Origin of the sequence: Streptomyces sp. NPDC015242, from assembly GCF_043079125.1 — a bacterium.
In the GTDB taxonomy this organism is placed as follows: Bacteria; Actinomycetota; Actinomycetes; order Streptomycetales; family Streptomycetaceae; genus Streptomyces.
Genome location: NZ_JBIBUF010000016.1, coordinates 29,129 through 51,018, shown reverse-complemented (window position 1 = coordinate 51,018; position 21,890 = coordinate 29,129). Strand labels below are relative to the sequence as shown.

The following is a 21,890-nucleotide window of genomic DNA, read 5'->3' as shown; positions in this document are numbered from 1 at the left end:
GAACAACTGGTGTGCGTATGCCTCCGTTTGCAGGAGGCCCGGAACCATGCGGCACTCGTAGGTGTACAGGGTGATCGCCACCTGCTCCAGCTGAGTCCAACGTCGGAACCATGCCGCCAGACCCGGCTGCCGCTCCAGGCGTCCCGCTGCCTTCTGGAGGACGCCTGCCATACCCAAGGCCTCCTCCGCGCGCGCCACGAAAGTGGGATCCGGCATCCGCCTCCCCAACTCCACCGAAGCCACCGTGTGTTTGGAGAACCGCACCAGTTCCCCGAACTCCTCCCGGCTCAGCCCGGCGTGTTCGCGCAAGCCCTGGACCACCGCCCCGAACGTCCGCAGACTGTCCGACGACTCCGGCTCGCCACCCGTCCCCACCATGCCATCGACCACGGTCGGTCACCTCCCGCAGCATGGTTACGGGACGTCACCGGTACTGTCCAGTCCGTGACCGCGTACGCTGCCGCAGCGTACGCGGTCACGGCCTGGAGAATCGCCGTCCCCGCACGTCACATTGGGCGCATGACAGCGCCGATCAGCCGCAGCACCGCCCAACCTTCGGTTACCGTACGTGTGTTCACCCAGCGCCTCAGCTCCACGCCCCGCGGTGCCCGTCTCGCCCGCCGCCTCACGCTGAACCAGCTGCACTCCTGGGGCATCCCCTACGGCACGGACGTCTCCGACGCGGTCGGGGCGATCGTGGCGGAGCTGGCGGCCAACGCCGTGACCCACGGGCGCGTGCCCGGGCGGGACTTCGCGCTGCGGCTGGAACTCGCGCCGGGCCGTGTCCAGGTCGAGGTGGCCGATTCCCGCAGCGGGCCGCCCCGCCCGCCCGCACCCGGTGCCGTACGGCCGCCCCGGCCCCTCGACGAGCACGGCCGCGGGTTCGTCCTCGTCGACGCGCTCGCCGACCGCTGGGAGGTGCTCGACCGCGAGCCGCCCGGCAAGACCGTGCGGGCGGAGATCGACCTGCCGGAATGGATCGACGTCCCCGGCTCGAAATGACCCGCGGCGCCCCGGCGTTGGTGAGGGCATGACCGACAGACCGACGCCCCGCATCCTGTCCGACGAAGCCCTCTCCGGCCTGCTCGCCGCGCAGCGGTTCGGCACGCTCGCCACCGTCAAGCGCAGTGGCCACCCCCACCTGACCACCATGGCGTACAGCTGGGACGCCGAGTCCCGCACACTGCGGTTCTCGACCACTGCCGACCGCGTCAAGGTCACACACCTGCGCCGCGAACCCCGCGCCGCCCTGCACGTGCAGGGCGGGGACGTCTGGTCGTTCGCCGTCGCCGAGGGGGAGGCGGAGGTCTCCGCAGTCACGTCCGTCCCCGGCGACGCGGTCGGGCGGGAGCTGCTCGCGATGATCCCGGCGGACGCCGCGCCGCAGGACGAGGACGCGTTCCTGCGGCAACTGGTCGACGAGCGACGGGTCGTGATCCGGCTGCGGGTGGACCGGCTGTACGGGACGGCGCTCGACGTCGAGGGGTAGGGCACCTGCCCGGGGCGGGCGCCCGGTTGTTGCTGCGCGAACCATTGACGCGCAAGGGGTTCGATTCTACGGTCCCGTTCGAACTTGCGAGCACTGTTCGAGATCTCGACCAGTTGTGACACCCCCACCGCAAGGAGGACCCCCCGTATGAGCCGCACCCCCCTGCGCAGGCGCACCACCCTGCTCGCCCTCCCCGCCGCCGCCCTGCTGGCCCTGATCCCGGGTACGGCGTCGGCCTACCCGGGCCCCGGTCGCGTGACCGGCGACATCGTCACGCACGACCCGTCGATGATCCGCACCTCGTCCGGCCAGTACCTGCTCTACGCCACCGGCGGCGGCATCGCCCACAAGACCAGCGGCGACCGCACCGCCTTCCGCAACGGCGCCGACGCCTTCTCCAGCCGGCCGAGCTGGTGGCGCACCTACTCCTCCGTCCCCGAGGCCTGGGCGCCGGACATCTCCTACCAGGGCGGCAAGTACCTGATGTACTACTCCGTCTCGAAGTTCGGCTCGAACACCTCCGCCATCGGACTGGCGACCTCCACCACCGGCCAGCCGGGCAGCTGGACCGACCAGGGCCCGGTCTACACCTCCAACTCCGCCAGCGACTTCAACGCCATCGACCCGAACCTCTTCGTGAACGACGACGGCACGTGGTGGCTGTCGTTCGGCAGTTGGTGGACCGGGATCAAGATGATCCGCATCAACCCCGCCACCGGGAAGCAGCTGGCCTCCCACACCACCCGGTACTCGCTCGCCTCCCGCCCCACCGGGACCAAGGCGGTCGAGGCGCCCTTCATCGTGAAGCGGGGCGGCTACTACTACCTCTTCGCCAGCTACGACACCTGCTGCGCCGGCACCGGCTCCACGTACAAGGTGAAGGTCGGGCGTGCCACCAGCGTCACCGGACCCTACGTCGACAGGAACGGCGTGTCGCTGATGAACAACGGCGGCACCCCCGTCCTCGAATCGCACGGCAGCGTCATCGGCCCCGGCGGCCAGTCGATCCTGAAGGACGCCGACGGCGACCTGATCGTCTACCACTACTACGACGGCAACGACAACGGCACGCCCAAGCTCGGCATCAACCTCCTGAACTGGAGCAGCGGATGGCCCGTCGCCTACTGACCCTGCTGGCGGCCCTGCTGCTGGCCCTGTCCGCCGGGCAGCCGCAGGCGAGCGCCGCCTCCTTCACGAACCCCGTCAAGTCCGTCAAGGGCGCCGACCCCTGGATCTCGTACCACGACGGCAACTACTACCTGGTGACGACCACTTGGACCGACGTCATCACCATCCGCAAGGCCACCACCCTCGCCGGGCTCGCCACCGCCCCCAGCGTCCAGGTGTGGAAGGGCGACGCCGCCTCCCGCTGCTGCAACATCTGGGCGCCCGAGCTGCACTTCCTCAATGGCCGCTGGTACCTGTACTACGTCGCCGGGCAGAACGTGTCCGACTACAACCCGACCCAGCGCAGCCACGTCCTGGAGAGCGCCGGCTCCGACCCCATGGGGCCGTACACGTACAAGGGGCAGCTCAGCAGCGCGTGGATGCTGGACCCGAGCGTGCTGAACGTGAACGGCCGGCTGTACGTGCTGGGCAGCGCCATCACGGGCGGGACGCAGAACCTCGTCATCGCCCCCATGTCCAACCCGTACACCGTCAGCGGCTCCTACTCGACCATCTCGACTCCGACGTACGCCTGGGAACGGCAGGGCGGTACGGTCAACGAGGGCGCCGAGGTGCTCCAGCGGGGCGGCCGCACGTTCCTGATCTACTCGGCGAGCGGCTGCTGGACCCCCGACTACAAGCTCGGGCAGCTGGAGCTGACCGGCCCCGACCCGCTGGCCGCGTCGTCCTGGACGAAGAAGTCCACGCCCGTCTTCCAGCGCAGCGATGCCAACGGGGTGTACGGGCCCGGCCACAACGGCTTCTTCACCTCACCCGACGGCCGCGAGAACTGGATCGTCTACCACGCCAACGACTCGGCCTCCGAGGGCTGCGACAACGGCCGGACGACCCGTGCCCAGAAGTTCACCTGGAACGCCGACGGCACGCCGGACCTCGGCACGCCGGTGCGGCTGGGCGCCTCCCTCCCCGGGCCTTCCGGGGAACCGTCCAGCGCCTCCACCACGTACACGGTCACCAACCGCAACAGCGGCAAGTGCTTGGACGTGACCGGCGGTTCCACGGCGGACGGCGCCAACGTGGCCCAGTACACCTGCAACGGCAACACCAACCAGCGCTGGCGCCTGGAGGACCTCGGCGACGACACCCATCGCCTGGTGAACGTCGCCACCGGCAAGGTCCTCGACACCGCCGACTGCTCCTCCGCCGACGGCGCCGACCTGCGCCAGTGGTCGTGGCTGAACAACACCTGCCAGCGGTTCCGCTTCGTGGCCACGGACGGCGGCTTCGTCCGCATCACCAACCAGGCGACGGGCAAGGTGGCGGACGTGGCGGACTGCGGGACGGCGGACGGCGCGGACGTACGCCAGTGGTCATGGCTGAACAACGCCTGCCAGCAGTGGAAGCTGACGGCCGTGTAGCGCCGCCCCCGGGGGTGCGGGGAACCGCGCGACGGCCACGACGGCCCCGCACCCGCCGACCTACCCCGCCTGCCCCATCCCCGCCGCGTTGGGCCAGCTCTGCGCGGCGGGCCACCCGGTGGCCGGTGCCGGCGTCAGCCCGTTCGTGCCCCGCACCTGCGCGGCCGTCAGGCCACCCCGCGCGGGAACACCGGGCGGCGTGGGCCCGCTGAACGGCGCGGCCACCGGCTGGGGAGCGGGCTGCGGCACCTGGGGCTGGGGCGCCTGCGGCAGCGGCTGCGGCATCTGCGGCACGGGCTGCGGCTGCGGCTGCGGCATCTGCGCCGCGGCCGGCATCGGCATCCCGCCGCCCGCACCCGCCGGCACGGCGGACGCGGCGGCGGGGAGCGGCATGCCGATGCCGGCGGCCGGAGCGGGGACGGGGGCGGGCATCGGCGCGGCGGGCGCCGGTGCGGGGGCGAGCCCCGGGCCACCGGGACCCGCGCTCGCGGCGGCCGGAACCGCCGCCGGTCCCGGTCCGCCCGGACCGGCCATGGCCTGCGCCGCCAGCCCTCGCGTTCCCGCCCCGTTCGTCTCGCTCACCAGCCGGTCCACGGCCGCCGTACCCGAGCTGTAGCTGGTCCCGTTGCCCGGCTCGGATACGGCGGCTCCCCTCCTGGACGTCCCGTAGAGCACCTGTTCCAGGCCGGACACCAGGCGACGCACGTCCACCTGGGGGCGCACCACGAGACGCAGGAAGCGGCTGGACGAACCGATCTTGTTGCCGCACTCGCGGACCAGGATCCGGTGCTCGGTGAGCATCCGGTCGCGGACCACGGTGCCCTCGGCACCCACGGGCAGGCGCACGAAGAGGAAGTTGCCCTGGGACGGGTAGACCGTCAGACCGGGCAGTGCCGAGAGCTGGCTCGCCATGTCGAGGCGGTCCCGGCGCACCTGCTGCAGGCTCTGCGCGTACTCGGCGCCGTGCTCCTTCAGCATGAAGACGACGTGCTCGGCGAAGGAGTTGAGGTTCCACTTGGGCAGCATCGAGCGGACCCGGCCCGCGAGCGCCGGGTTGGCGACGAGGTAGCCGAAGCGGATGCCGTGCAGGCCGAAGTTCTTGCCGAGGCTGCGCAGCACGACAACGTTGGGGCGGAGCATCGCCTCCTGCACCACGGACGGTTCGGCCTCGGCGTCCGCGAACTCCAGGAACGACTCGTCGATCACCACGAGGTCGAGGTCGGCCATGGCGTCCATGAACTGCACCACGGCGTGCTTGTGCAGGAAACCGCCGTCGGGGTTGTTGGGGTTGCAGATCACGGCGACGCGCGTGCCCCGGGCGCGGATGAACTCGGCGTACTGCGCGAGGTCCAGGGCGAAGCCGCTGGACTCCTGGAGCGGGAACATGTCGACCCGCTTGCCGGTCTCCATGGGCTGGTCGGTCCAGCGGCCGAACGTGGGGACGGGGACGGCGAGGGACTCGCGGACCAGCAGGTGGTCGATCCAGGTGATCAGCTCGGTCGAGCCGTTGCCCATGGCCACGCACTGCGGGGGCAGCTGGAGCAGGCTGCACAGCTCGGCCGTGATCGTGTCGGCGCTGCTCGGGTAGTAGGTGATGATGTCCCGCAGCTTGCCCGCCATGTCCTCGAACATGGCCGGGGTGGGGAAGTAGGGGTTGCAGGGGATACAGAAGTCCACGGGGCCGGCTCCCTCGCCGCCCTCGCGTGTCAGAGCCGCCATCGACGGGCTGTGAGCCGCGGTACTGCGGAACAGCGACGTGACGTTGTCGGCCATGGAACCTCCGTAGGGGGCGGGCCCGTGGGGGACGGCCGGACCCGACGTTCAAGGGCGGCCCGCGCGGGGGAGCGCGGGCCGCCCTTACATACGGAGCCTCCGGTGACGCCGTTCAACCACTGAGACGTCCCTCAGGAAAATGTGTGCCCCCTGTGAAGACGGCTGAGGGCGCCCGGAGGGGCCGGGTCAGCAGCCGAACGTGTGGACCGTGGTCGTCCGGTACGTCTGCCCGGGCCGCAGCACCGTCGACGGGAACGACGGCTTGTTCGGCGAGTCGGGGAAGTGCTGCGTCTCCAGGCACAGCGCGTCACCCTGCCGGTAGATGCGGCCGGACGGGCCGGTGAGCGTGCCGTCGAGGAAGTTGCCGGAGTAGAACTGCAGGCCCGGCTCGTTCGTGGAGATCTTCATCGTGCGGCCGGAGGACGGGTCGCGCAGGGTGGCCACGGGCTCGGGCCGGGCGGTGACGCCCTTGTCCAGGACCCAGTTGTGGTCGAAGCCCTTGGCGGTCACGAGCTGCGGGTGGGAGACGCGTATGTCCCGGCCGATCGGCTTGGCCTTGCGGAAGTCGAACGGGGTGCCCGCGACCTTGGCCAGCTCGCCCGTGGGGATCAGGCCCGCGTCGGTGGGCGTGTAGCGGGAGGCGGCGATGTGCAGCTCGTGGTCCTCGATGGTGCCGCTGCCCTCGCCGGCCAGGTTCCAGTACACATGGCTGGTGAGGTTGACGACGGTGGCCTTGTCGGTGGTGGCCTCGTAGTCGATGCGCCAGTCACCGTGCTTGGTGAGGGTGTACGTCACCTTCGTCTTGAGCGTGCCCGGGTAGCCCATCTCCCCGTCGACGCTCGTGTAGTACAGGTACAGGCCGACGTCGGAGCCCTTCACGAACGGCTCGACGTCCCAGACGCGCTTGTCGAAGCCCTTGGCGCCGCCGTGCAGGCTCTGCTCGCCGTCGTTGACGGAGAGCTGGTAGTTCTTGCCGTCGAGCGTGAACTTGCCCTGGCCGATGCGGTTGCCGTACCGGCCGATCAGGGCGCCGAAGTACGGGCTGCTGGCGACGTAGTCCTCGAGGTTGTCGAAGCCGGCGCTGACGTTGGCGTAGCGGCCGCGGCGGTCGGGGATCTCCAGGGACTGCACGATGCCGCCGTAGGAGAGGACCTTCAGGCGGGTGCCGCCGTTCTCCAGCGACCAGAGGTGCACCTTCGTGCCGTCGGCGAGCTTGCCGAAGAGCGTCTTCACCGGCTTCCTGCCTCCCGTGGCGTGCGCCGTGCCGCCGAACGCGGTGGCGGCCATGCCCGCCGCCGCCGCTCCCGCGATGACCGTGCGTCTGTTCAGTTCCATGTGTGCGGCTCCCGATGAGGAAAGGGCCCCGCCTTCCGGCGGGGCCCGAGCTGACTTACGAACCGACCTTGCGCTTGTTCCACACGTCGAACCCGACCGCCGCCAGGAGCACCAGGCCCTTGATGACCTGCTGCCAGTCGGTGCCGATGCCGACGAGGTTCATACCGTTGTTCAGCACGCCCAGGACCAGGCCGCCGATGATCGCGCCGAGGACGGTGCCGACACCGCCGCTCATCGACGCACCGCCGATGAACGAGGCCGCGATCGCCTCCAGCTCGAAGTTGAGGCCGGCCTTGGGAGAGGCCGCGTTGAAGCGGGCGGCGAAGACCAGACCCGCCAGGGCCGCGAGCATGCCCATGTTCAGGAAGACCAGGAAGGTGACCTTCTTGTCCTTCACACCCGACAGCTTGGCCGCCGGGAGGTTGCCGCCGATCGCGTAGATGTGGCGGCCGATGATCGCGTTGCGCATCACGTAGCCGAAGCCGACGAGCAGCACGCCCAGGATGAGCAGCACGATCGGGGCGCCCTTGTAGCTGGCCAGCAGCAGCGTCAGCGTCAGGATGGCGGCGCCGATCGCGACCAGCTTCAGCAGGAACAGCTTGGCGGGCGGGACGTCGAGCGCGAACTCCTGCTGCCGCTTGCGGTCACGGACCTCCTGGAAGATCACGAAGGCGATCATCGCGAAGCCCAGCAGCAGCGTGAGGTTGTGGTAGTTCGTGTTCGGGCCGACCTCGGGCAGGAAGCCGTTGGCGACCTTCTGCAGGCCCTCCGGGAACGGGCCGAGGGTCTGGCCCTCCAGGAAGATCTCCGTCAGACCGCGGAAGATCAGCATGCCCGCCAGGGTCACGATGAACGACGGTATGCCGCCGTACGCGATGAAGAACCCCTGGACGGCGCCCGCCAGCGCGCCCACGGCGAGGCACAGCACCACGGCGAGCGGCCACGGCATGTCCTGTTTGACCATGAACACGGCGGCCATCGAGCCGACGAACGCCGTCAGCGAGCCGACCGACAGGTCGATGTGGCCCGCGATGATGACCAGCATCATGCCGATCGCGAGGATCAGGATGTAGCTGTTCTGCAGCACCAGGTTGGAGACGTTGCGCGGCAGCAGCAGGTCGCCGTCGGTCCACACGGCGAACAGGACCACGATCAGGCCCAGGGCGATCAGCATGCCGTACTGCCGCATGTTGCGGCGCATGCCGTCCAGCACCAGGGCCAGCAGGCCGTCGCCCGTGGCCCCTCCGCTCCTGCCCGGCGGCGCGGGGGCCGGGCTCTTGGCGGTCACGTCCGTGCTCATCGGGATACCTCTTTGTCCTTCGTCATCTGACGCATCAGCGATTCCTGGGAGGCCTCGGCCCGCGAGAACTCACCCGTCAGCCGCCCCGCGGCCATCGTGTAGATGCGGTCGCACATGCCGAGCAGCTCGGGCAGTTCGGAGGAGATGAAGACGACCGCCTTGCCCTGGGCGGCCAACTGGTCGATGACCGTGTAAATCTCGTACTTGGCGCCGACGTCGATACCGCGCGTCGGCTCGTCCAGGATCAGCACGTCCGGACCCGAGAAGATCCACTTGCTGAGGACGACCTTCTGCTGGTTGCCGCCGGACAGCTTGCCGACCGGCTCGAAGACGGTCGGCGCCTTGATGTTCATCGACTTGCGGAAGCCCTCGGCGACCTGCCGCTCCTCGTGCTCGTCCACCACACCGCGCTTGGCGACCTTGCCCAGGGCGCTCAGCGAGATGTTGCGGTTGATGGTGTCGATGAGGTTCAGGCCGTAGTGCTTGCGGTCCTCGGTGACGTAGGCGATGCCGTGCTTGACCGCCTCGGGGACGGACTTGGTGCGGATCTCCGTGCCGTCCTTGAGGACCGTGCCGCCCGCGTACCGGCCGTAGGTGCGCCCGAAGACGCTCATGGCGAGTTCGGTGCGGCCGGCGCCCATCAGGCCCGCGATGCCGACGATCTCGCCGCGGCGCACGTGGAGCGACACGTCGTCGCACACCTTGCGCTGCTGGTCGATCGGGTGGTGCACGGTCCAGTTGCGGATCTCCAGGGCGGGGGCCGCCCCCTCCTCGGGCTCGTGCGGCGTCCGCTCCGGGAAGCGGTGCTCCAGGTCGCGGCCGACCATGCCGCTGATGATCCGGTCCTCGGTGGTCTCCGGCGCCTTCACGTCCAGGGTCTCGATGGTCTGGCCGTCGCGCAGGATCGTCACCGAGTCGGCGACCTTGCGGATCTCGTTGAGCTTGTGGGAGATGATGATCGAGGTGATGCCCTGGTTCTTCAACTCCAGGATCAGGTCCAGGAGTTTGCCGCTGTCCTCGTCGTTCAGGGCGGCGGTCGGCTCGTCCAGGATGAGCAGCTTCACCTTCTTGGACAGGGCCTTGGCGATCTCCACGAGCTGCTGCTTGCCCACGCCGATGTCGGCGACGCGGGTGTCCGGGTGGTCGGACAGGCCGACCCGGCGCAGCAGTTCGGTGGCGTGCCTCAGGGTCTCGGTCCAGCTGATGATGCCCCGGGTGGCGTGCTCGTTGCCGAGGAAGATGTTCTCCGCGAGGGAGAGGTAGGGCACCAGGGCCAGTTCCTGGTGGATGATCACGATGCCGCGCTCTTCGCTGGCCCGGATGTCCTTGAACTGGCAGACCTCTCCCTCGAAGAGGATGTCGCCCTCGTAGGTGCCGTGCGGGTGGACGCCGGAGAGGACCTTCATCAGGGTCGACTTGCCGGCGCCGTTCTCCCCGCAGATGGCGTGGACCTCGCCCTGCCGGACGGTCAGCGTGACGTCCGACAGCGCCTTGACGCCGGGAAAGGTCTTGACGATCGAGCGCATTTCCAGGACGGGTCCCGCCATGGTCGTGCCTTCCAATCAGTGGTGAATCGTCGGTGGGTGGCGGGGCTTACTTGAGGTCGCTCTCCTTGATGTAGCCGGAGTCGACGACCTCCTTCTGGTAGTTGCTCTTGTCGACGGCGACCGGCTCCAGCAGGTAGGCCGGGACGACCTTGGCGCCGTTGTCGTAGGTCTTGGTGTCGTTGACCTCGGGCTTCTTGTCGTTCAGCAGGGCGTCGACCATGTTGGAGGCCACCTTCGCCAGTTCGCGGGTGTCCTTGTAGACGGTCATCGACTGCTGGTCGGCGATGATCGACTTCACCGAGGCGACCTCGGCGTCCTGGCCCGTGACGACCGGCAGCGGCTTGCTCTTGGAGCCGTAGTCGTCCGACTTCAGGGCCGACAGGATGCCGATGGAGATGCCGTCGTAGGGGGAGAGGACGGCGTCGACGCGCTCGGTCTTGTAGGCCGAGGTCAGGATGTCGTCCATGCGCTTCTGGGCGGTGCCGCCGTCCCAGCGCAGGGTGGTGACCTGGTTGAGCTTGGTCTGGCCGGAGCGGACGACGAGCTGCTTCTTGTCGATGTAGGGCTGCAGCACGTTCATCGCGCCCTGGAAGAAGTAGCGGGTGTTGTTGTCGTCGTTGGAGCCGGCGAACAGCTCGATGTTGAACGGGCCCTTCTTCGAGCCGTCCTTCAGGCCGAGCTTCTCGACGATGTAGCTGCCCTGCAGCTCGCCGACCTTCTCGTTGTCGAAGGAGGCGTAGTAGTCGACGTTCTGCGTGCCGAGGATCAGCCGGTCGTAGGAGATGACCGGGATGTTCGCGTCCTTGGCCTGCTGCAGCACGTTGTTCATCGACTTGTTGTCGATGGCCGCGACGATCAGCGCCTTGACGCCCTGCGTGATCAGGTTCTCGATCTGCGAGACCTGCTGGTCCGGGTCGTCCTCGCCGTAGACCAGCTGGGTCTTGTAGCCCTTGGACTCCAGGTCCCTCTTGACGTTGTTCCCGTCGGCGATCCAGCGCTCGGACGACTTGGTCGGCATCGCGATGCCGATGGTCCCGCCCTTGGCGCTGTCCCCGCTCTCCTCGCTGCCGCCCTCGCTGTTCTGCCCGCAGGCGGACAGGGTCAGGGCGAGGGACGCGGCTCCGGCTATGGCGGCGAGGGCGGCTCTGCGGTTACGCATGATCATCATCCTTGATGTGTGCAGGGCTCGGTCTGGGAGGCGCGAAGTCGCTCCGGTGGTCGTGCCGGAAAGACCGAGAAGAGATGTGTGGGATTGTGGTCGGCTGTGTCGTCTTTTGTAAGACGAGTTTCCGGAACGTTATGACGAGATTTCGAACCGTTGCAGATCGCCGGGCAGTCGCGAACCCAGCGGCGCCATGTCGCCGTCGGCTCCGTGACGGGCCAGGAGGTCCAGGGCGAGCCGGCCGCGCCGCACGCGTTCCTTGGCGGTGGCCAGGGTCAGCTCCCGCATGTGGTGCCCGTAGGGGTAGATCCCGGGCGCCTTCGACAGGCCGAACTTCAGGTAGAGCGGTGCGCCGCGCCGGATCAGCTCGGCGACCTCGTACATCCGGACGTAGCCGCCGAGGTCGTCGGGGGCCTCGATGTACATGTCCATGGGAGCGCCGGACACCCGGCGGATCTCGGTGAGGTGATCGAGCGTCAGGTCGCTCGGCACGTTGACCGAGTCGGCGCCGAGACGCTCGTAGACGGCGTACGCCGCCGGGTTGACGGGGCCGATCAGCGCGCTCACCTTGAGCGTGGTGTCGGCCGGGATGATGCCGGCCGCGCGGGCCCGGTGCAGCGTCCACAGCACGCCCTCGTCGGCGACGAGCAGGCACTTGACGCCCAGCTCCGTGGCCCGGACGGCGTCCTCGACGCACCCGGCGACCGCGTCGTGGCCGCGGGCGCGCAGGCCGGCCCCCCGTGAGTCGGTGCGCGTGGACCCGCCGATGTCCCACGTGCCGCGCGGGCCGGTGAACAGGCAGAGTTCGATGTCGCGCTCGGCCGTCGCCTCCACCATCTCGGTGATCTCGGCGTCGGTCAGCATCCACACGCCGCTGCCCTGGCTGATCCGGTGGATCGGCACGTCCAGCCGCGAGGCCTCCTTCAGGACCACGGCCAGCGCCTCCGGGCCCTCGCAGGAGGGGATCTCCGTGCGCCAGCGGCCGCCGCCGGGGAAGGAGTGCGGCGAGGCGTCGGCGGGATCGAGGGCGGGCGCGTTCAGGCCCAGGGTGGTGAGCGCCTGCTCACCGGGCCTGCGGGCGGCCGGGGCGGAAGCGTCGGTCACAGCAATGTCCTTCGGTTCGATATTTCGGACGAGGTTCGCGGCTCGGGGTAGGGCAAGGCTGGGTGTACGCCGGTACGGGGGCCGTCAGGTCGCCCCCGTACCGGCGTACGTCTACGGGCGGAGCAGCACCTTGCCCACCTTCGGATCACCGGCTCCCACCAGCTCGATGGCCTGCGGGAACTCGGAGAGCGGCAGCTCGTGCGTCACCAGCGGCAGCGGGTCGAGCAGCCCGGCGGCGAACACCCGCACGGTGTGCGCCCAGGCATCCGGCGGAGCACCGAAGACGGTGTGCACCTCCAGCTGCCGTACGACCAGGTCGGTCGGGTCGAGGCCCTCGGCACCCGGTGCCGGGATGCCCGTCAGGACCAGCCGGCCCCCGCGCCTGAGCAGAGCGGCGGAGAGCCGGGCGGCGTCCGCGGACCCGGCCGTCTCGATCACCACGTCGACGTCGTCCGGGAGCTGCTCGTCCTTGGTCCGGAAGTCCGTCGCGCCGTACTGCCGCGCCAGCGCCTCGCGGTCCCGGCGGGTGCCGACGACCAGCAGCTCCGCGGGCGAGTTCGCCTTCAGGAACTGCACGGCGAACATGCCGAGCGTGCCGGTGCCGACCACGGCGACCTTCTCGCCGGGCCGCGCGTTCGCCTTCAGCGCGGCGGCCGCGATGCACGCGGCCGGCTCCAGCAGCGCCGCCGCCGTGAGGTCGCAGCCGTCCGGCAGGACGTGCAGCAGCCGCGCCGGGAGCGTCAGCGTGGCCGCCATCGCGCCCGGCTGGGTGAACCCGGTCTCCTCGTACCCGGCCGCGCACAGGGTCGTGTCGCCCGCGTGGCAGCGGTCGCAGACCTGGCAGTTGCGGAAGCCCTCGCCGACGACCTTGCGGCCGACCAGGGAGGCGGGGACGTCCGCGCCCACGGCCTCCACCGTCCCGGACCACTCGTGGCCCGGGGTGAGCGGATAGCGCACATACCCCTCGGGGCGGTTGCCCTGGTACACCTCGCGGTCGCTGCCGCAGATGCCGGAGGCGTGCACGCGCACCAGGGCCTCGCCGGCCCCGGGCCGCCGGGGCTCGTGCGGGACGAGACGGTGCTCGCCCGGGGCGTCGATCACTACCGCGGTGCTCACGGGGCGCCTCCGGTTTTCGAAGGTTTCGGTGGCCGGTGCCGGGTTTCCGGGGGCCGTACGGTCACTGGGTGGCCTTGGGCTTGCGCTGCTCCCAGCCCTCCGCCCAGAGGTCGAAGCGCGCCTGCTGCTGCGGGAACTCGGCGGCGGCGTCCACGTCCAGCTCCACGCCGAGGCCCGGGGCGTGGGACAGGTGGAAGCAGCCGTCCTCCGGGTTCACCTGCGGCGCGCCCTTGACGACCTTCTTGATCTCCGCGTCCGCGAAGTCGTTGAAGTGCTCCAGGATCTTGAAGTTCGGGGAGGTGAACCCGACCTGGAGCGAGGCGGCCGTCAGCACCGAGCCGCCCACGTTGTGCGGGGCCACCAGCATGTAGTGGGTCTCGGCGGTCGCGGCGAGCTTGCGGGTCTCCCAGATGCCACCGATGTGGCCGACGTCCGGCTGGATGATGTCGACGGCCTGGTTCTCGAACAGCTCCCGGAACTCGATCCGGTCGTGGATGCGCTCACCGGTGGCGACGGGCATGTCGACCTTGGCGGCGACCTTCTCCAGGGCCTTCAGGTTCTCCGGCGGGACCGGCTCCTCCAGCCACGCCGGGTTGAACGGCGCCAGCTCCTTGGCCAGGCGCACGGCCGTGGCCGGGGAGAAGCGGCCGTGCATCTCCAGCATCAGCTCGGCCTCGGGGCCGATGGCGTCGCGGACGGCCTCGATCAGGGAGACGGCGTACAGGGTGTCCTTGTGGTCCAGCTCGAAGTGGCCGGTGCCGAAGGGGTCGATCTTGAGCGCCCGGTAGCCGCGCTCCATGACCCCCTGGGCGGCCTTGTGGTAGGCCTCCGGGGTCCGCTCGGTGGTGTACCAGCCGTTGGCGTACGCCTTGACCTTGTCGGTGACCTTGCCGCCCAGCAGCTGCCAGACGGGGACGCCCAGGGCCTTGCCCTTGATGTCCCAGCAGGCCATCTCGATCACGGCGATGCCCGACATCACGATCTCGCCCGCGCGGCCGTAGTCGCCGTACTTCATCCGCTTGACGAGGTCCTCGACAGCGAACGGGTCGGAGCCGAGAATGTGGTTGGCCTCGGCCTCCCTCAGGTAACCGAGAAGGGCGTCGGTGTGTCCCAGCATCCGGGTCTCGCCGACTCCGGTGATGCCCTCGTCGGTGTGCACCTGGACGTACGTCAGGTTGCGCCACGGCGTCCCGACCACGTGTGTGCTGATTCCGGTGATGCGCACGGCGATTGTCCCTCGCAGCTTCGTCGGCTCGGTTTCCGTCAGTGTTTCGTCCGTGTGCCCGTCATGCTGTGTTCGAGATTTCGGCACACGTTCGAAATGCTGGCGTGACAGTAAGGACGGGGCGGCGGGGGTGTCAATGGGTCGCGCGCATAACGGTTTCGACAGTTTCGAAACCTCGGCCGGGGTGCGTCCCTACAGAACCTTCACAGCTGGATCTAGGAACGTGACCCGCGCGGAACTTAATCTTCCCGCGTCATGGACTACTGCGACCCGTGCCGACGGCACCTCAACGGCGCGCTGGCCTGCCCCGGATGTGGCACCTCAGCGGAATCGCTGCGCTGGCGTGAGCCGGGGCAGGGCGTGTACGACGACGGCGCCGGCTCGGACGGCGACGCCGATGCCGTGGCCGACGCCGATGCCGAGGTCGACGCCGAGGACCAGGTCGCCGGCGAGGTCGCCGACGACACTGCCGAAGAGGCCGGTGACGAGTCGTCGGGGCGTGCCGCGCGCCGGCGGGGGCGCGGGCAGGGGCCGGCCGGTGACGGCCCGGGCGGGTCGAGCCGGCGTGACCGCAAGGCCGCGGCGCACCGCCGGCGGAGGCGCCGCACCCTGTTCATCGCGGCCGGGTTCGTCCTGGCGGCGGGCGGGCTGAGCCTGGCGGAGCTGGGCATGGACGCGCAGAGGGCGGCACCGAAGCCCGCGGCGGCCGGCGGGGAGTCGGTCGACGGCGAGGCGGTGGAGGCGGAAGCGGGCGAGCAGGGGGCGACTCCCGGCGGAAGCAGCGCTCCTGAGGGTTCGTCAGCGAGCCCCTCGGCCAGTGCGTCCGACTCACCGTCGGCTTCCGCGTCCCCGGAGGACGAGAGCTCGGAGTCGCCGGAGGGGGACGAGACGTCGAAGGGCCCGGAGTCGGCTCCGGCGGGCACCTCCCCGAGCGGATCGTCCCCTGCCTCGACGGCCACCGCGCCGGCCCCGGCGCCGACCCCCACCTCGGATCCGACGACCCGTCCTCCGGACCCGGATCCGGAGCCGTCTCCGTCGGAGACGTGCGACCGGTTCCTGTGGTGGTGTACGTAGCGCCTGACGGTGGGGTGCGGGTCGGGGCCGCGCCGGGGGGTGTCCGTCCTCGGAACGGCGCGATCGACTTGCGTGCCGACTGACTCCCCGTTGACGCGCCAACCGCTGCGGGCGGACACCCCCCGACACGGCCCCTTCCGTGCGTCGGCGGGTGCGGGAGCGTATCGGCCACCGCCCGGAATGCGCCTCAGATCCGTCGCAGCGCCACCGAGCTGTGGGGACCCCGTCCGCCCGGCTGCGGGCAGGCGTACCCCCGCTGTGCCGGGTCGCGCACCGCGCCGGTCTCAGCCCAGCATCCCCCGCAGCGCGTCCCGCAGAGCGAGTCGCTCCTCCTCCGGCAACCCCGCCAGCGGCTCCCGCGCGAACCGCAGCGACTCCCGCAGGCTCCGCGCCACCCGCCGCCCTTCCTCCGTCGCCGCAGCCACCTTCACGCGGCGGTCCGCCGGATCCGGCTGCCGCTCCACCAGCCCGCGTGCCTCCAGCCGGTCCACGATCCCGGTCACGTTCGACGGCTCGCACTTCAGCCGCTGCGCGAGCCTCCGCATCGGCAGCGGCTCCAGGCACAGCAGGCTCAGCAGCCGCGCCTGCGCGCCCGTCAGCGCGTGCTCCGCCGCCGCCGACTCGTAGTCCTCGTGGAACCGCGCCACGACCTCCCCGATCAGCTCGACGACTTCGAGGGTCAGGGGATCGGGGCGGGGGTGGGTCCTGGTCTCGGGACCCGGTGTGGTGGAGGCCATGCCGTCGAGGGTACCCGCTTGTTTGACAACCTGAAATATTCAGAGCACGGTTGTTTCAGGTACTGAAACATCTGCCGGAGACCGAAGGAAAGGCGCACCATGACCGACACCCCCACCCTCCCCGCCGTCAGTCGCGAGTGGCACCTGCTCAGCCGCCCGGTCGGCTGGCCGAAGCCCGAGGACTTCGCCCTGGTCGAGGCGGAGGTCCCGCAGCCCGGTGAGGGGCAGGTCCTCGTCCGGAACAAGTACCTCTCCGTGGACCCGTACATGCGTGGCCGTATGAGCGCCGCGAAGTCGTACGTCGCCCCGTTCGAGCTGGGCAAGGTCATGCAGGGCGGCGCCGTCGGCGAGGTCGTGGCCTCGAACGCCGAGGGGATCTCCGCCGGCGACCACGTGCTGCACTTCTTCGGCTGGCGCGAGTATGCCGTCGTGGCCGCGAAGAACGCCGTGAAGGTGGACCCGGAGGCCGCGCCCCTCTCGGCGTACCTGGGTGTGCTGGGCATGACCGGCCTCACCGCCTACGCGGGCCTGCTGCGCACCGCCTCCTTCAAGGAGGGCGACGCCGTCTTCGTCTCCGGCGCCGCCGGCGCCGTGGGCGGCCAGGTCGGGCAGATCGCGAAGCTGAAGGGCGCCTCGCGGGTCATCGGGTCCGCCGGGTCGGAGGAGAAGGTGAAGCTCCTCGTGGAGGAGTACGGGTTCGACGCCGCCTTCAACTACAAGGACGGCCCCGTGAGCGAGCAGCTGCGCGCCGCCGCCCCCGACGGCATCGACGTCTACTTCGACAACGTGGGCGGCGACCACCTGGAGGCGGCCATCGGCTCCCTCAACGAGGGCGGCCGGATCGCGGTCTGCGGCATGATCTCCGTCTACAACAACACCGAGCCCGCCCCGGGCCCGAGGAACCTGGCCCGCCTCATCCAGACCCGCGGCCGCATCGAAGGCTTCCTGGTCGGCGACCACTACGACCTGCAGCCGCAGTTCGTGCGGGAGGTCGCCCCCTGGGTCGCCTCCGGCGAGCTGAAGTACCGCGAGACCGTCGTCGAGGGCATCGAGAACAACCTGGAGGCGTTCCTCGGCGTGCTCCGCGGTGACAACACCGGGAAGATGATCGTCAAGCTCTGACCTTTGCTTGACTTTCGGTATGCGGTAACTTCTTTCCGAATCCGTCCCGGCCCGGGCGCGAGCCGCGGCGGACGACCGGAGGAACACCACCGCATGCCGATCCAGCAGTCCGACGTCCTGTACACCGCCGTGGCCACCGCAGAGAACGGGCGCGACGGCCGTGTGGCCACCGACGACGGCAAGCTCGACGTCGTCGTCAACCCGCCGGAGGAGATGGGCGGGAGCGGCGCCGGGACCAACCCGGAGCAGCTCTTCGCCGCCGGTTACAGCGCCTGCTTCCAGGGCGCGCTCGGTGTCGTCGCCCGTCAGGAGGGGGCCGACCTCACCGGTTCGACCGTGACCGCCAAGGTCGGTCTCGGCAAGAACGGGGAGGGGTTCGGGATCATCGTCGAGATCTCGGCCGACATCCCCGGGGTCGACCGGAGCACCGCCCGGTCGCTGGTCGAGAAGGCCCACGAGGTGTGCCCGTACTCGAAGGCGACCCGCGGGAACATCACCGTGACGCTGGTCTGAGGACCGTCGTTGCGTACACGGAGGCCGCACCCCTGGACGTGGGGTGCGGCCTCCGCCCGTGCCCGGTGTCAGGCGGCGAGCGCGGCCCGGTGGACCGCCCGCGCCAGCCGGTCGTTCTCCGGTGCCGCCCCGCCCGGGAAGGCGAACCGGCGGCGCGTGTAGCCGTACGCCAGGCCGCTCCACGGGTCCGCGAAGGCCTGGGACCCGCTCGCGCCGCTGTGCCCGATCGTCCCGGCGCCGAGGAACGGGTGCCACGTGTCAGCGGTCGTCTGGAAGCCCAGCCCGAACGACTTGTGGCTCCGGGCCACCAGGTCGTAGCCGACCGAGTGGTACTGGCCGAACTCCGCCACCGTGTCCGGCTTGAGCAGCGGCGCCCGGTCGCCCAGCTCGCTGATCGCCGCCGCGTACAGGCCTGCCAGGCCCCGCGCGGACGCCACCCCGCCCACCGACGCCGGGCCCTTCGCGCGCACCAGCGGCATGTTGGGCAGCGAGGCCAGGTCGGTCGGCTCGGCCGCGTTGCCGTTGAAGGCGATCGAGGCCAGCGTGTGCGGGCCCGTCGGCGCGGCGTCGAGGAGGGCCTGCTGCTTCGGGGTCGGGGCCATCGGCTGCGTCGTGCGGAAGCGGGGTTCCAGCGGGGCGGGCAGGCCCAGGTGGAAGTCCAGGGCGTACGGGGTCCGGATCCGCTCCTGGTAGACCTCCTGGAGGGTGCGGCCGGTGGCCCGGCGGACCACCTCGCCCACCAGAGCGCCGCTGACCAGCGCGTGGTAGCCGAACGCCGTGCCGGGACGCCAGAACGGCCGCTGGTCCGCGAGGCGTTCGGCGAGCTGGCGGTCGTCCGCCAGCTCCGCGAGCGTGAAGCCGGTGTCCGTGCCGACCACGCCCGCCCGGTGCGCGAGCAGGTCGCGCAGGGTCAGCGCCCCCTTGCCCTCGGCCGCGAACTCCGGCCAGTAGTACGTCACCTTGCGGTCCAGTTCGAGCGTGCCGTCCTGGACCAGGAGCGCCACGACCAGGTACGCGGCGCCCTTGGTCGACGAGAACACGCCGTAGAGGGCGTCCGCCTCGGTGCCCGCCCACAGGTCGACGACCCTGCGCCCGTGGACGTAGGCGCACAGCTGGCCCTCGTAGTCCGGCCGTTCCCCGGCCACGAACGCGGCGAACTCCTCGCGTACGTCCTCGAAGCCGTCCGCCACGGTGCCGTGGATCTCCTGCGTCATCCGCTCTCCTCAACCGAACCGCTGTGTGCCACTGTGAACAATGCCCTCGCCACCTGGGCGAATCCCCCCTTGGGGTGATCACGGAAGAGTGGTTCCGTGCCGAACAGGACCGTCCGGTCACCGCTGACCACGGCGGCCCGTCCGGCTGCCGCGGCCGGGCCGCCCGAACCGTCGCGCAGCGGGCGCCAGTGGCCGGAGACCAGCGGGTTCCCGGACGCGTACGCCTGCTCGACGCGCACCCCGGCGCCCAGGCCGGTGAACCAGAGCGGGGCGTAGACGAAGGTGTGGTCCGGCGCGCCTCTGGTGAGCGGACCCGGGTTGGTCACCCGCACCACGCCGTTCGCATCCGCGTCGCCCGCCACCGGCGTGACGGCCAGCCGGCCCGCCGCCGCGTTCAGGGCCGCGCCCGTCGCGCCCCGGCCGACCAGGCCGTGACGGCCGAGGAAGGCGTCCAGGGCACCGCGTGCGGGCGCCGTCAGCCGGGCGCGGTCCAGGCCGGCGGAGACGAACAGCACGTCCGTGCCGGACCAGTCGAAGCCCGCGTTCAGCACGGCCGTCGAGACCGGTGTGACGTCGAAGCCCATCTCCCGCAGGGCGAACAGCTCACCCGGGGTGACGGCGGCGGCGACGCGCAGCCGGTGCAGCGGGGTGGTGCCCGTGAGCCGGGTGGCCGTGAAGGAGACGTCGTGCGCGCGGGCGGCGGCGAGCGCCGCGCGGCGGGCCGAGGCGGGCACGACCGCGTTGCCGTCCGGGGTCTCGCGCACGGTGACGCCGTCGCGGAGGAGGGAGTTGAGGGCCGCGATCTCGCGCGGGTCGCCCAGGCGCAGCAGGAGGTCGCCGTGCGGCGGTACGTGTGCGACGGGGGCCGCCCCGGTGACCGGGCGCAGGGGCGCGCCCCGCAGGCTGCCCGAGGCCACCGGCTCGACCGTGGCGCCCCACAGCCGGCCCAGGCTCCAGCCGGAGATGTCGTACATCGCCGACACCTCGCCGCTGATGTCCCGGCCGTCGGCCAGCAGCACGTTCGCCATGCCGCGCTTGGGCTGGCGCATGTCGACGACGTACGAACCGGCGGGGTAGGTGCGTCCGGCGAGCCGGACGGCGCGGGTGGCGCGGGTGACGCGGACGTCGTTGGCGAGGAGGTGGTCGACCAGACGTGCGGCGGCCGGGGCGGAGCGCTGGGCACGCGAGGTGCCGGGCGGGATGACGTAGGCACGCGGGAAGGTGGTCGTGTAGACGTCCTCCGGGCCGATGCCGGGCACGCCGGGGACCGTCCGCGGGGACACCGGCACCTGCGGGGCGCCCGCAGCGCCGCGGCGGAACACCTCGATCTGGTCGGCGATCAGCGTCGTGCGCCGCTCCCGGACGTGCTCCAGGGTCGCGCGCACGGCCGCGCCCGCCACGGCCGTGTTGACGGCCGAGCGGCGGCGCAGCTCGGCCACGGGCAGCTCGTCGTACTCCTCGTTGTTCACCGCCAGCGGGATCTCCACGGTGTGGGCGGCGACCGTGCCGTGGAAGGCCGCGTACTGCGGGGTGAAGATCGGCGGCCAGTCGTCCCAGCCCTCCTCCTGGTCGCGGAAGGGGATCTGGGCCGGTTCGACGCCGTCCTTCGCGGGCGTGTAGCCGAGGGCGTTGACGGCGGACTCCATGCCGAGGGCGTTGGCGTAGGTGTTCTTCAGGAAGAGGTCGTACTCGTAGTTCTCGCCGTGCGGGGGAGTGGTGGGCTCGATGAGGGTGCCGTTGACGTAGCCGTGCAGGTCGAGCAGGACGGCCGGCTGGGTCTCCAGCTGGATGCGCCGCATGGCGCGGGTCTCGGGCTGGGAGGCGGTGACGAAGTCGCGGTTCAGGTCGAAGCCGCCCGCGTTGGCGCGGGTGCCGGCGATGCGGCCGTCCGGGTTGGCCGTGATGTTGAAGTACAGGCGGCTGTGCGCGAGGAGGTCCTTCGTCCTGGCGTCCCGTGCGGTCGCGAGCTCCTCGATGACCTTCAGGGAGGCGTCCGTGCCCTCCCACTCGTTGCCGTGGATGTTGCTGTTGACGAAGACCGGGGTCTTGTAAGTTCGCTTGATCTCGGGGGACTTGGCCGCCGTGGCCGGTGCGTGCTCGATGAGCTCGCGCATCCGCCGCTGGGCGCGGGCCTCGCGGGTGGTCTCCGGGGCGGTGACGGTGACCAGGTAGAGGCGGTGGCCGCCGGCCGAGCGGCCCGCCACCTCCACGCTCACCCGGTCGCCGAGGCGCTGCAGGGCGTTCAGCTCCGGCGCGATCCCGTGGTACGGGATGAGCCCCAGCTTCTGGGACCTGTCGCCGGGGTTCTCCGGGTCGGGGGAGAGCACCTGGCGGCGGGGATAGCCGCGGGTGTCCGCCGCGGGGGAGGTCTCGTCGGGCGCGGTCAGGGCCCGCCGGGCCGCGCTCTCGGGAGCCCGGGCCGCCCGGTCGTCGACGGGGGCGCCCTCCCGGGTGACGGGCTGGGGGTCGGCGCCCGCGGTGCCGGGGGCGAGCAGCAGCGAACCCGCCGTGGCGAGGCCGAGGACGACGGTCAGCGCAGGTCTCGCAGGAACGGTTCTCGTGGTGCGCACGCGTACCTCCTGTGGGGCTTCCTGAGATCGGTACGGCGAGGTGTACCGGTTCGACTCAACGGC

At 70.8% G+C, this 21,890-nt stretch carries 19 protein-coding genes; 7 read left to right on the top strand and 12 right to left on the bottom strand.

Annotation, left to right across the window (positions count from 1 at the left end; genetic code table 11):
• On the bottom strand, positions 1–378 hold a 378-nt coding region (locus ACF07N_RS35850), incomplete at its 3' end, for a Scr1 family TA system antitoxin-like transcriptional regulator (RefSeq protein ID WP_392121019.1).
• Positions 379–519: 141 nt separating this feature from the next.
• On the opposite strand from ACF07N_RS35850, the gene ACF07N_RS35845 reads away from it, so the two are divergent.
• The 4 genes from ACF07N_RS35845 to ACF07N_RS35830 all read left to right on the top strand — a co-directional run bounded on the left by ACF07N_RS35845 (position 520) and on the right by ACF07N_RS35830 (position 4,035).
• Complete coding sequence (locus tag ACF07N_RS35845; protein ID WP_392121014.1) at positions 520–1,002, top strand: ATP-binding protein; 483 nt, start codon at positions 520–522, stop codon at positions 1,000–1,002.
• A gap of 28 nt (positions 1,003–1,030) precedes the next feature.
• Entirely contained in the window at positions 1,031–1,489 is a 459-nt protein-coding gene (locus tag ACF07N_RS35840; RefSeq protein ID WP_392121012.1) for a TIGR03618 family F420-dependent PPOX class oxidoreductase, read from the top strand.
• 147 nt (positions 1,490–1,636) lie between these two features.
• Positions 1,637–2,617, top strand: a complete 981-nt coding sequence (locus tag ACF07N_RS35835) for an arabinan endo-1,5-alpha-L-arabinosidase (RefSeq protein WP_392121010.1) — start codon at positions 1,637–1,639, stop codon at positions 2,615–2,617.
• The gene (locus ACF07N_RS35830; protein ID WP_392121008.1) at positions 2,599–4,035 is read left to right on the top strand and encodes a family 43 glycosylhydrolase; all 1,437 of its coding nucleotides are present in this window, start codon (positions 2,599–2,601) and stop codon (positions 4,033–4,035) included. Before ACF07N_RS35835 ends, ACF07N_RS35830 begins: the two co-directional genes overlap by 19 nt.
• Before the next feature lie 60 nt (positions 4,036–4,095).
• On the opposite strand, the gene ACF07N_RS35825 is transcribed toward ACF07N_RS35830, so the two are convergent.
• The 8 genes from ACF07N_RS35825 to ACF07N_RS35790 all read right to left on the bottom strand — a co-directional run bounded on the left by ACF07N_RS35825 (position 4,096) and on the right by ACF07N_RS35790 (position 14,597).
• Entirely contained in the window at positions 4,096–5,808 is a 1,713-nt protein-coding gene (locus tag ACF07N_RS35825) for a pyridoxal phosphate-dependent aminotransferase (protein ID WP_392121006.1), read from the bottom strand.
• Between the two features lie 186 nt (positions 5,809–5,994).
• Complete coding sequence (locus ACF07N_RS35820; RefSeq protein ID WP_383340321.1) at positions 5,995–7,143, bottom strand: aldose epimerase family protein; 1,149 nt, start codon at positions 7,141–7,143, stop codon at positions 5,995–5,997.
• Between the two features lie 55 nt (positions 7,144–7,198).
• Complete coding sequence (gene mmsB, locus ACF07N_RS35815) at positions 7,199–8,443, bottom strand: multiple monosaccharide ABC transporter permease (protein WP_383340324.1); 1,245 nt, start codon at positions 8,441–8,443, stop codon at positions 7,199–7,201.
• On the bottom strand, positions 8,440–9,990 hold the full coding sequence (mmsA, locus tag ACF07N_RS35810) for a multiple monosaccharide ABC transporter ATP-binding protein (protein ID WP_392121003.1): 1,551 nt from the start codon (positions 9,988–9,990) through the stop codon (positions 8,440–8,442). The genes mmsB and mmsA overlap by 4 nt, the downstream gene beginning before the upstream one ends.
• A gap of 46 nt (positions 9,991–10,036) precedes the next feature.
• Entirely contained in the window at positions 10,037–11,149 is a 1,113-nt protein-coding gene (gene chvE, locus ACF07N_RS35805) for a multiple monosaccharide ABC transporter substrate-binding protein (RefSeq protein ID WP_383322993.1), read from the bottom strand.
• A gap of 138 nt (positions 11,150–11,287) precedes the next feature.
• Positions 11,288–12,256: a hypothetical protein gene (locus ACF07N_RS35800; protein ID WP_383322996.1), complete on the bottom strand. Its 969-nt coding sequence runs from the start codon at positions 12,254–12,256 to the stop codon at positions 11,288–11,290.
• Positions 12,257–12,367: 111 nt separating this feature from the next.
• Entirely contained in the window at positions 12,368–13,372 is a 1,005-nt protein-coding gene (locus tag ACF07N_RS35795; protein WP_383581365.1) for a zinc-binding dehydrogenase, read from the bottom strand.
• 61 nt (positions 13,373–13,433) lie between these two features.
• Positions 13,434–14,597 (bottom strand): mandelate racemase/muconate lactonizing enzyme family protein, encoded by a 1,164-nt coding sequence (locus ACF07N_RS35790; RefSeq protein WP_392121000.1) that lies wholly within the window; start codon positions 14,595–14,597, stop codon positions 13,434–13,436.
• Between the two features lie 255 nt (positions 14,598–14,852).
• Here ACF07N_RS35790 and ACF07N_RS35785 point away from each other — a divergent pair, with 255 nt between their 5' ends.
• Complete coding sequence (locus ACF07N_RS35785; RefSeq protein WP_392120998.1) at positions 14,853–15,671, top strand: hypothetical protein; 819 nt, start codon at positions 14,853–14,855, stop codon at positions 15,669–15,671.
• A gap of 284 nt (positions 15,672–15,955) precedes the next feature.
• Here ACF07N_RS35785 and ACF07N_RS35780 read toward each other — a convergent pair whose 3' ends face one another.
• Entirely contained in the window at positions 15,956–16,408 is a 453-nt protein-coding gene (locus ACF07N_RS35780; protein ID WP_392120996.1) for a MarR family winged helix-turn-helix transcriptional regulator, read from the bottom strand.
• Positions 16,409–16,507: 99 nt separating this feature from the next.
• Here ACF07N_RS35780 and ACF07N_RS35775 point away from each other — a divergent pair, with 99 nt between their 5' ends.
• Both ACF07N_RS35775 and ACF07N_RS35770 read left to right on the top strand, forming a co-directional pair.
• A complete protein-coding gene (locus tag ACF07N_RS35775; protein WP_392120994.1) occupies positions 16,508–17,530 on the top strand; it encodes an NADP-dependent oxidoreductase in 1,023 nt (340 codons plus the stop codon).
• A 93-nt stretch (positions 17,531–17,623) separates the two neighbouring features.
• Complete coding sequence (locus ACF07N_RS35770) at positions 17,624–18,043, top strand: organic hydroperoxide resistance protein (protein WP_383581377.1); 420 nt, start codon at positions 17,624–17,626, stop codon at positions 18,041–18,043.
• A gap of 68 nt (positions 18,044–18,111) precedes the next feature.
• On the opposite strand, the gene ACF07N_RS35765 is transcribed toward ACF07N_RS35770, so the two are convergent.
• A complete protein-coding gene (locus ACF07N_RS35765; RefSeq protein WP_392120992.1) occupies positions 18,112–19,257 on the bottom strand; it encodes a serine hydrolase domain-containing protein in 1,146 nt (381 codons plus the stop codon).
• Positions 19,254–21,827: a M14 family zinc carboxypeptidase gene (locus ACF07N_RS35760; protein ID WP_392120990.1), complete on the bottom strand. Its 2,574-nt coding sequence runs from the start codon at positions 21,825–21,827 to the stop codon at positions 19,254–19,256. Before ACF07N_RS35760 ends, ACF07N_RS35765 begins: the two co-directional genes overlap by 4 nt.
• Between the last annotated feature and the right edge of the window lie 63 nt (positions 21,828–21,890).

What these genes read in the sequence shown, in the direction of transcription:
- ACF07N_RS35845 (WP_392121014.1), top strand. Translation starts at nt 520, where the DNA reads ATGACAGCGCCGATCAGCCGCAGCACCGCCCAACCTTCGGTTACCGTA.
- ACF07N_RS35840 (WP_392121012.1), top strand. Translation starts at nt 1,031, where the DNA reads ATGACCGACAGACCGACGCCCCGCATCCTGTCCGACGAAGCCCTCTCC.
- ACF07N_RS35835 (WP_392121010.1), top strand. Translation starts at nt 1,637, where the DNA reads ATGAGCCGCACCCCCCTGCGCAGGCGCACCACCCTGCTCGCCCTCCCC.
- ACF07N_RS35830 (WP_392121008.1), top strand. Translation starts at nt 2,599, where the DNA reads ATGGCCCGTCGCCTACTGACCCTGCTGGCGGCCCTGCTGCTGGCCCTG.
- ACF07N_RS35825 (WP_392121006.1), bottom strand. Translation starts at nt 5,808, where the DNA reads ATGGCCGACAACGTCACGTCGCTGTTCCGCAGTACCGCGGCTCACAGC.
- ACF07N_RS35820 (WP_383340321.1), bottom strand. Translation starts at nt 7,143, where the DNA reads ATGGAACTGAACAGACGCACGGTCATCGCGGGAGCGGCGGCGGCGGGC.
- mmsB (WP_383340324.1), bottom strand. Translation starts at nt 8,443, where the DNA reads ATGAGCACGGACGTGACCGCCAAGAGCCCGGCCCCCGCGCCGCCGGGC.
- mmsA (WP_392121003.1), bottom strand. Translation starts at nt 9,990, where the DNA reads ATGGCGGGACCCGTCCTGGAAATGCGCTCGATCGTCAAGACCTTTCCC.
- chvE (WP_383322993.1), bottom strand. Translation starts at nt 11,149, where the DNA reads ATGCGTAACCGCAGAGCCGCCCTCGCCGCCATAGCCGGAGCCGCGTCC.
- ACF07N_RS35785 (WP_392120998.1), top strand. Translation starts at nt 14,853, where the DNA reads ATGGACTACTGCGACCCGTGCCGACGGCACCTCAACGGCGCGCTGGCC.
- ACF07N_RS35780 (WP_392120996.1), bottom strand. Translation starts at nt 16,408, where the DNA reads ATGGCCTCCACCACACCGGGTCCCGAGACCAGGACCCACCCCCGCCCC.
- ACF07N_RS35775 (WP_392120994.1), top strand. Translation starts at nt 16,508, where the DNA reads ATGACCGACACCCCCACCCTCCCCGCCGTCAGTCGCGAGTGGCACCTG.
- ACF07N_RS35770 (WP_383581377.1), top strand. Translation starts at nt 17,624, where the DNA reads ATGCCGATCCAGCAGTCCGACGTCCTGTACACCGCCGTGGCCACCGCA.
- ACF07N_RS35765 (WP_392120992.1), bottom strand. Translation starts at nt 19,257, where the DNA reads ATGACGCAGGAGATCCACGGCACCGTGGCGGACGGCTTCGAGGACGTA.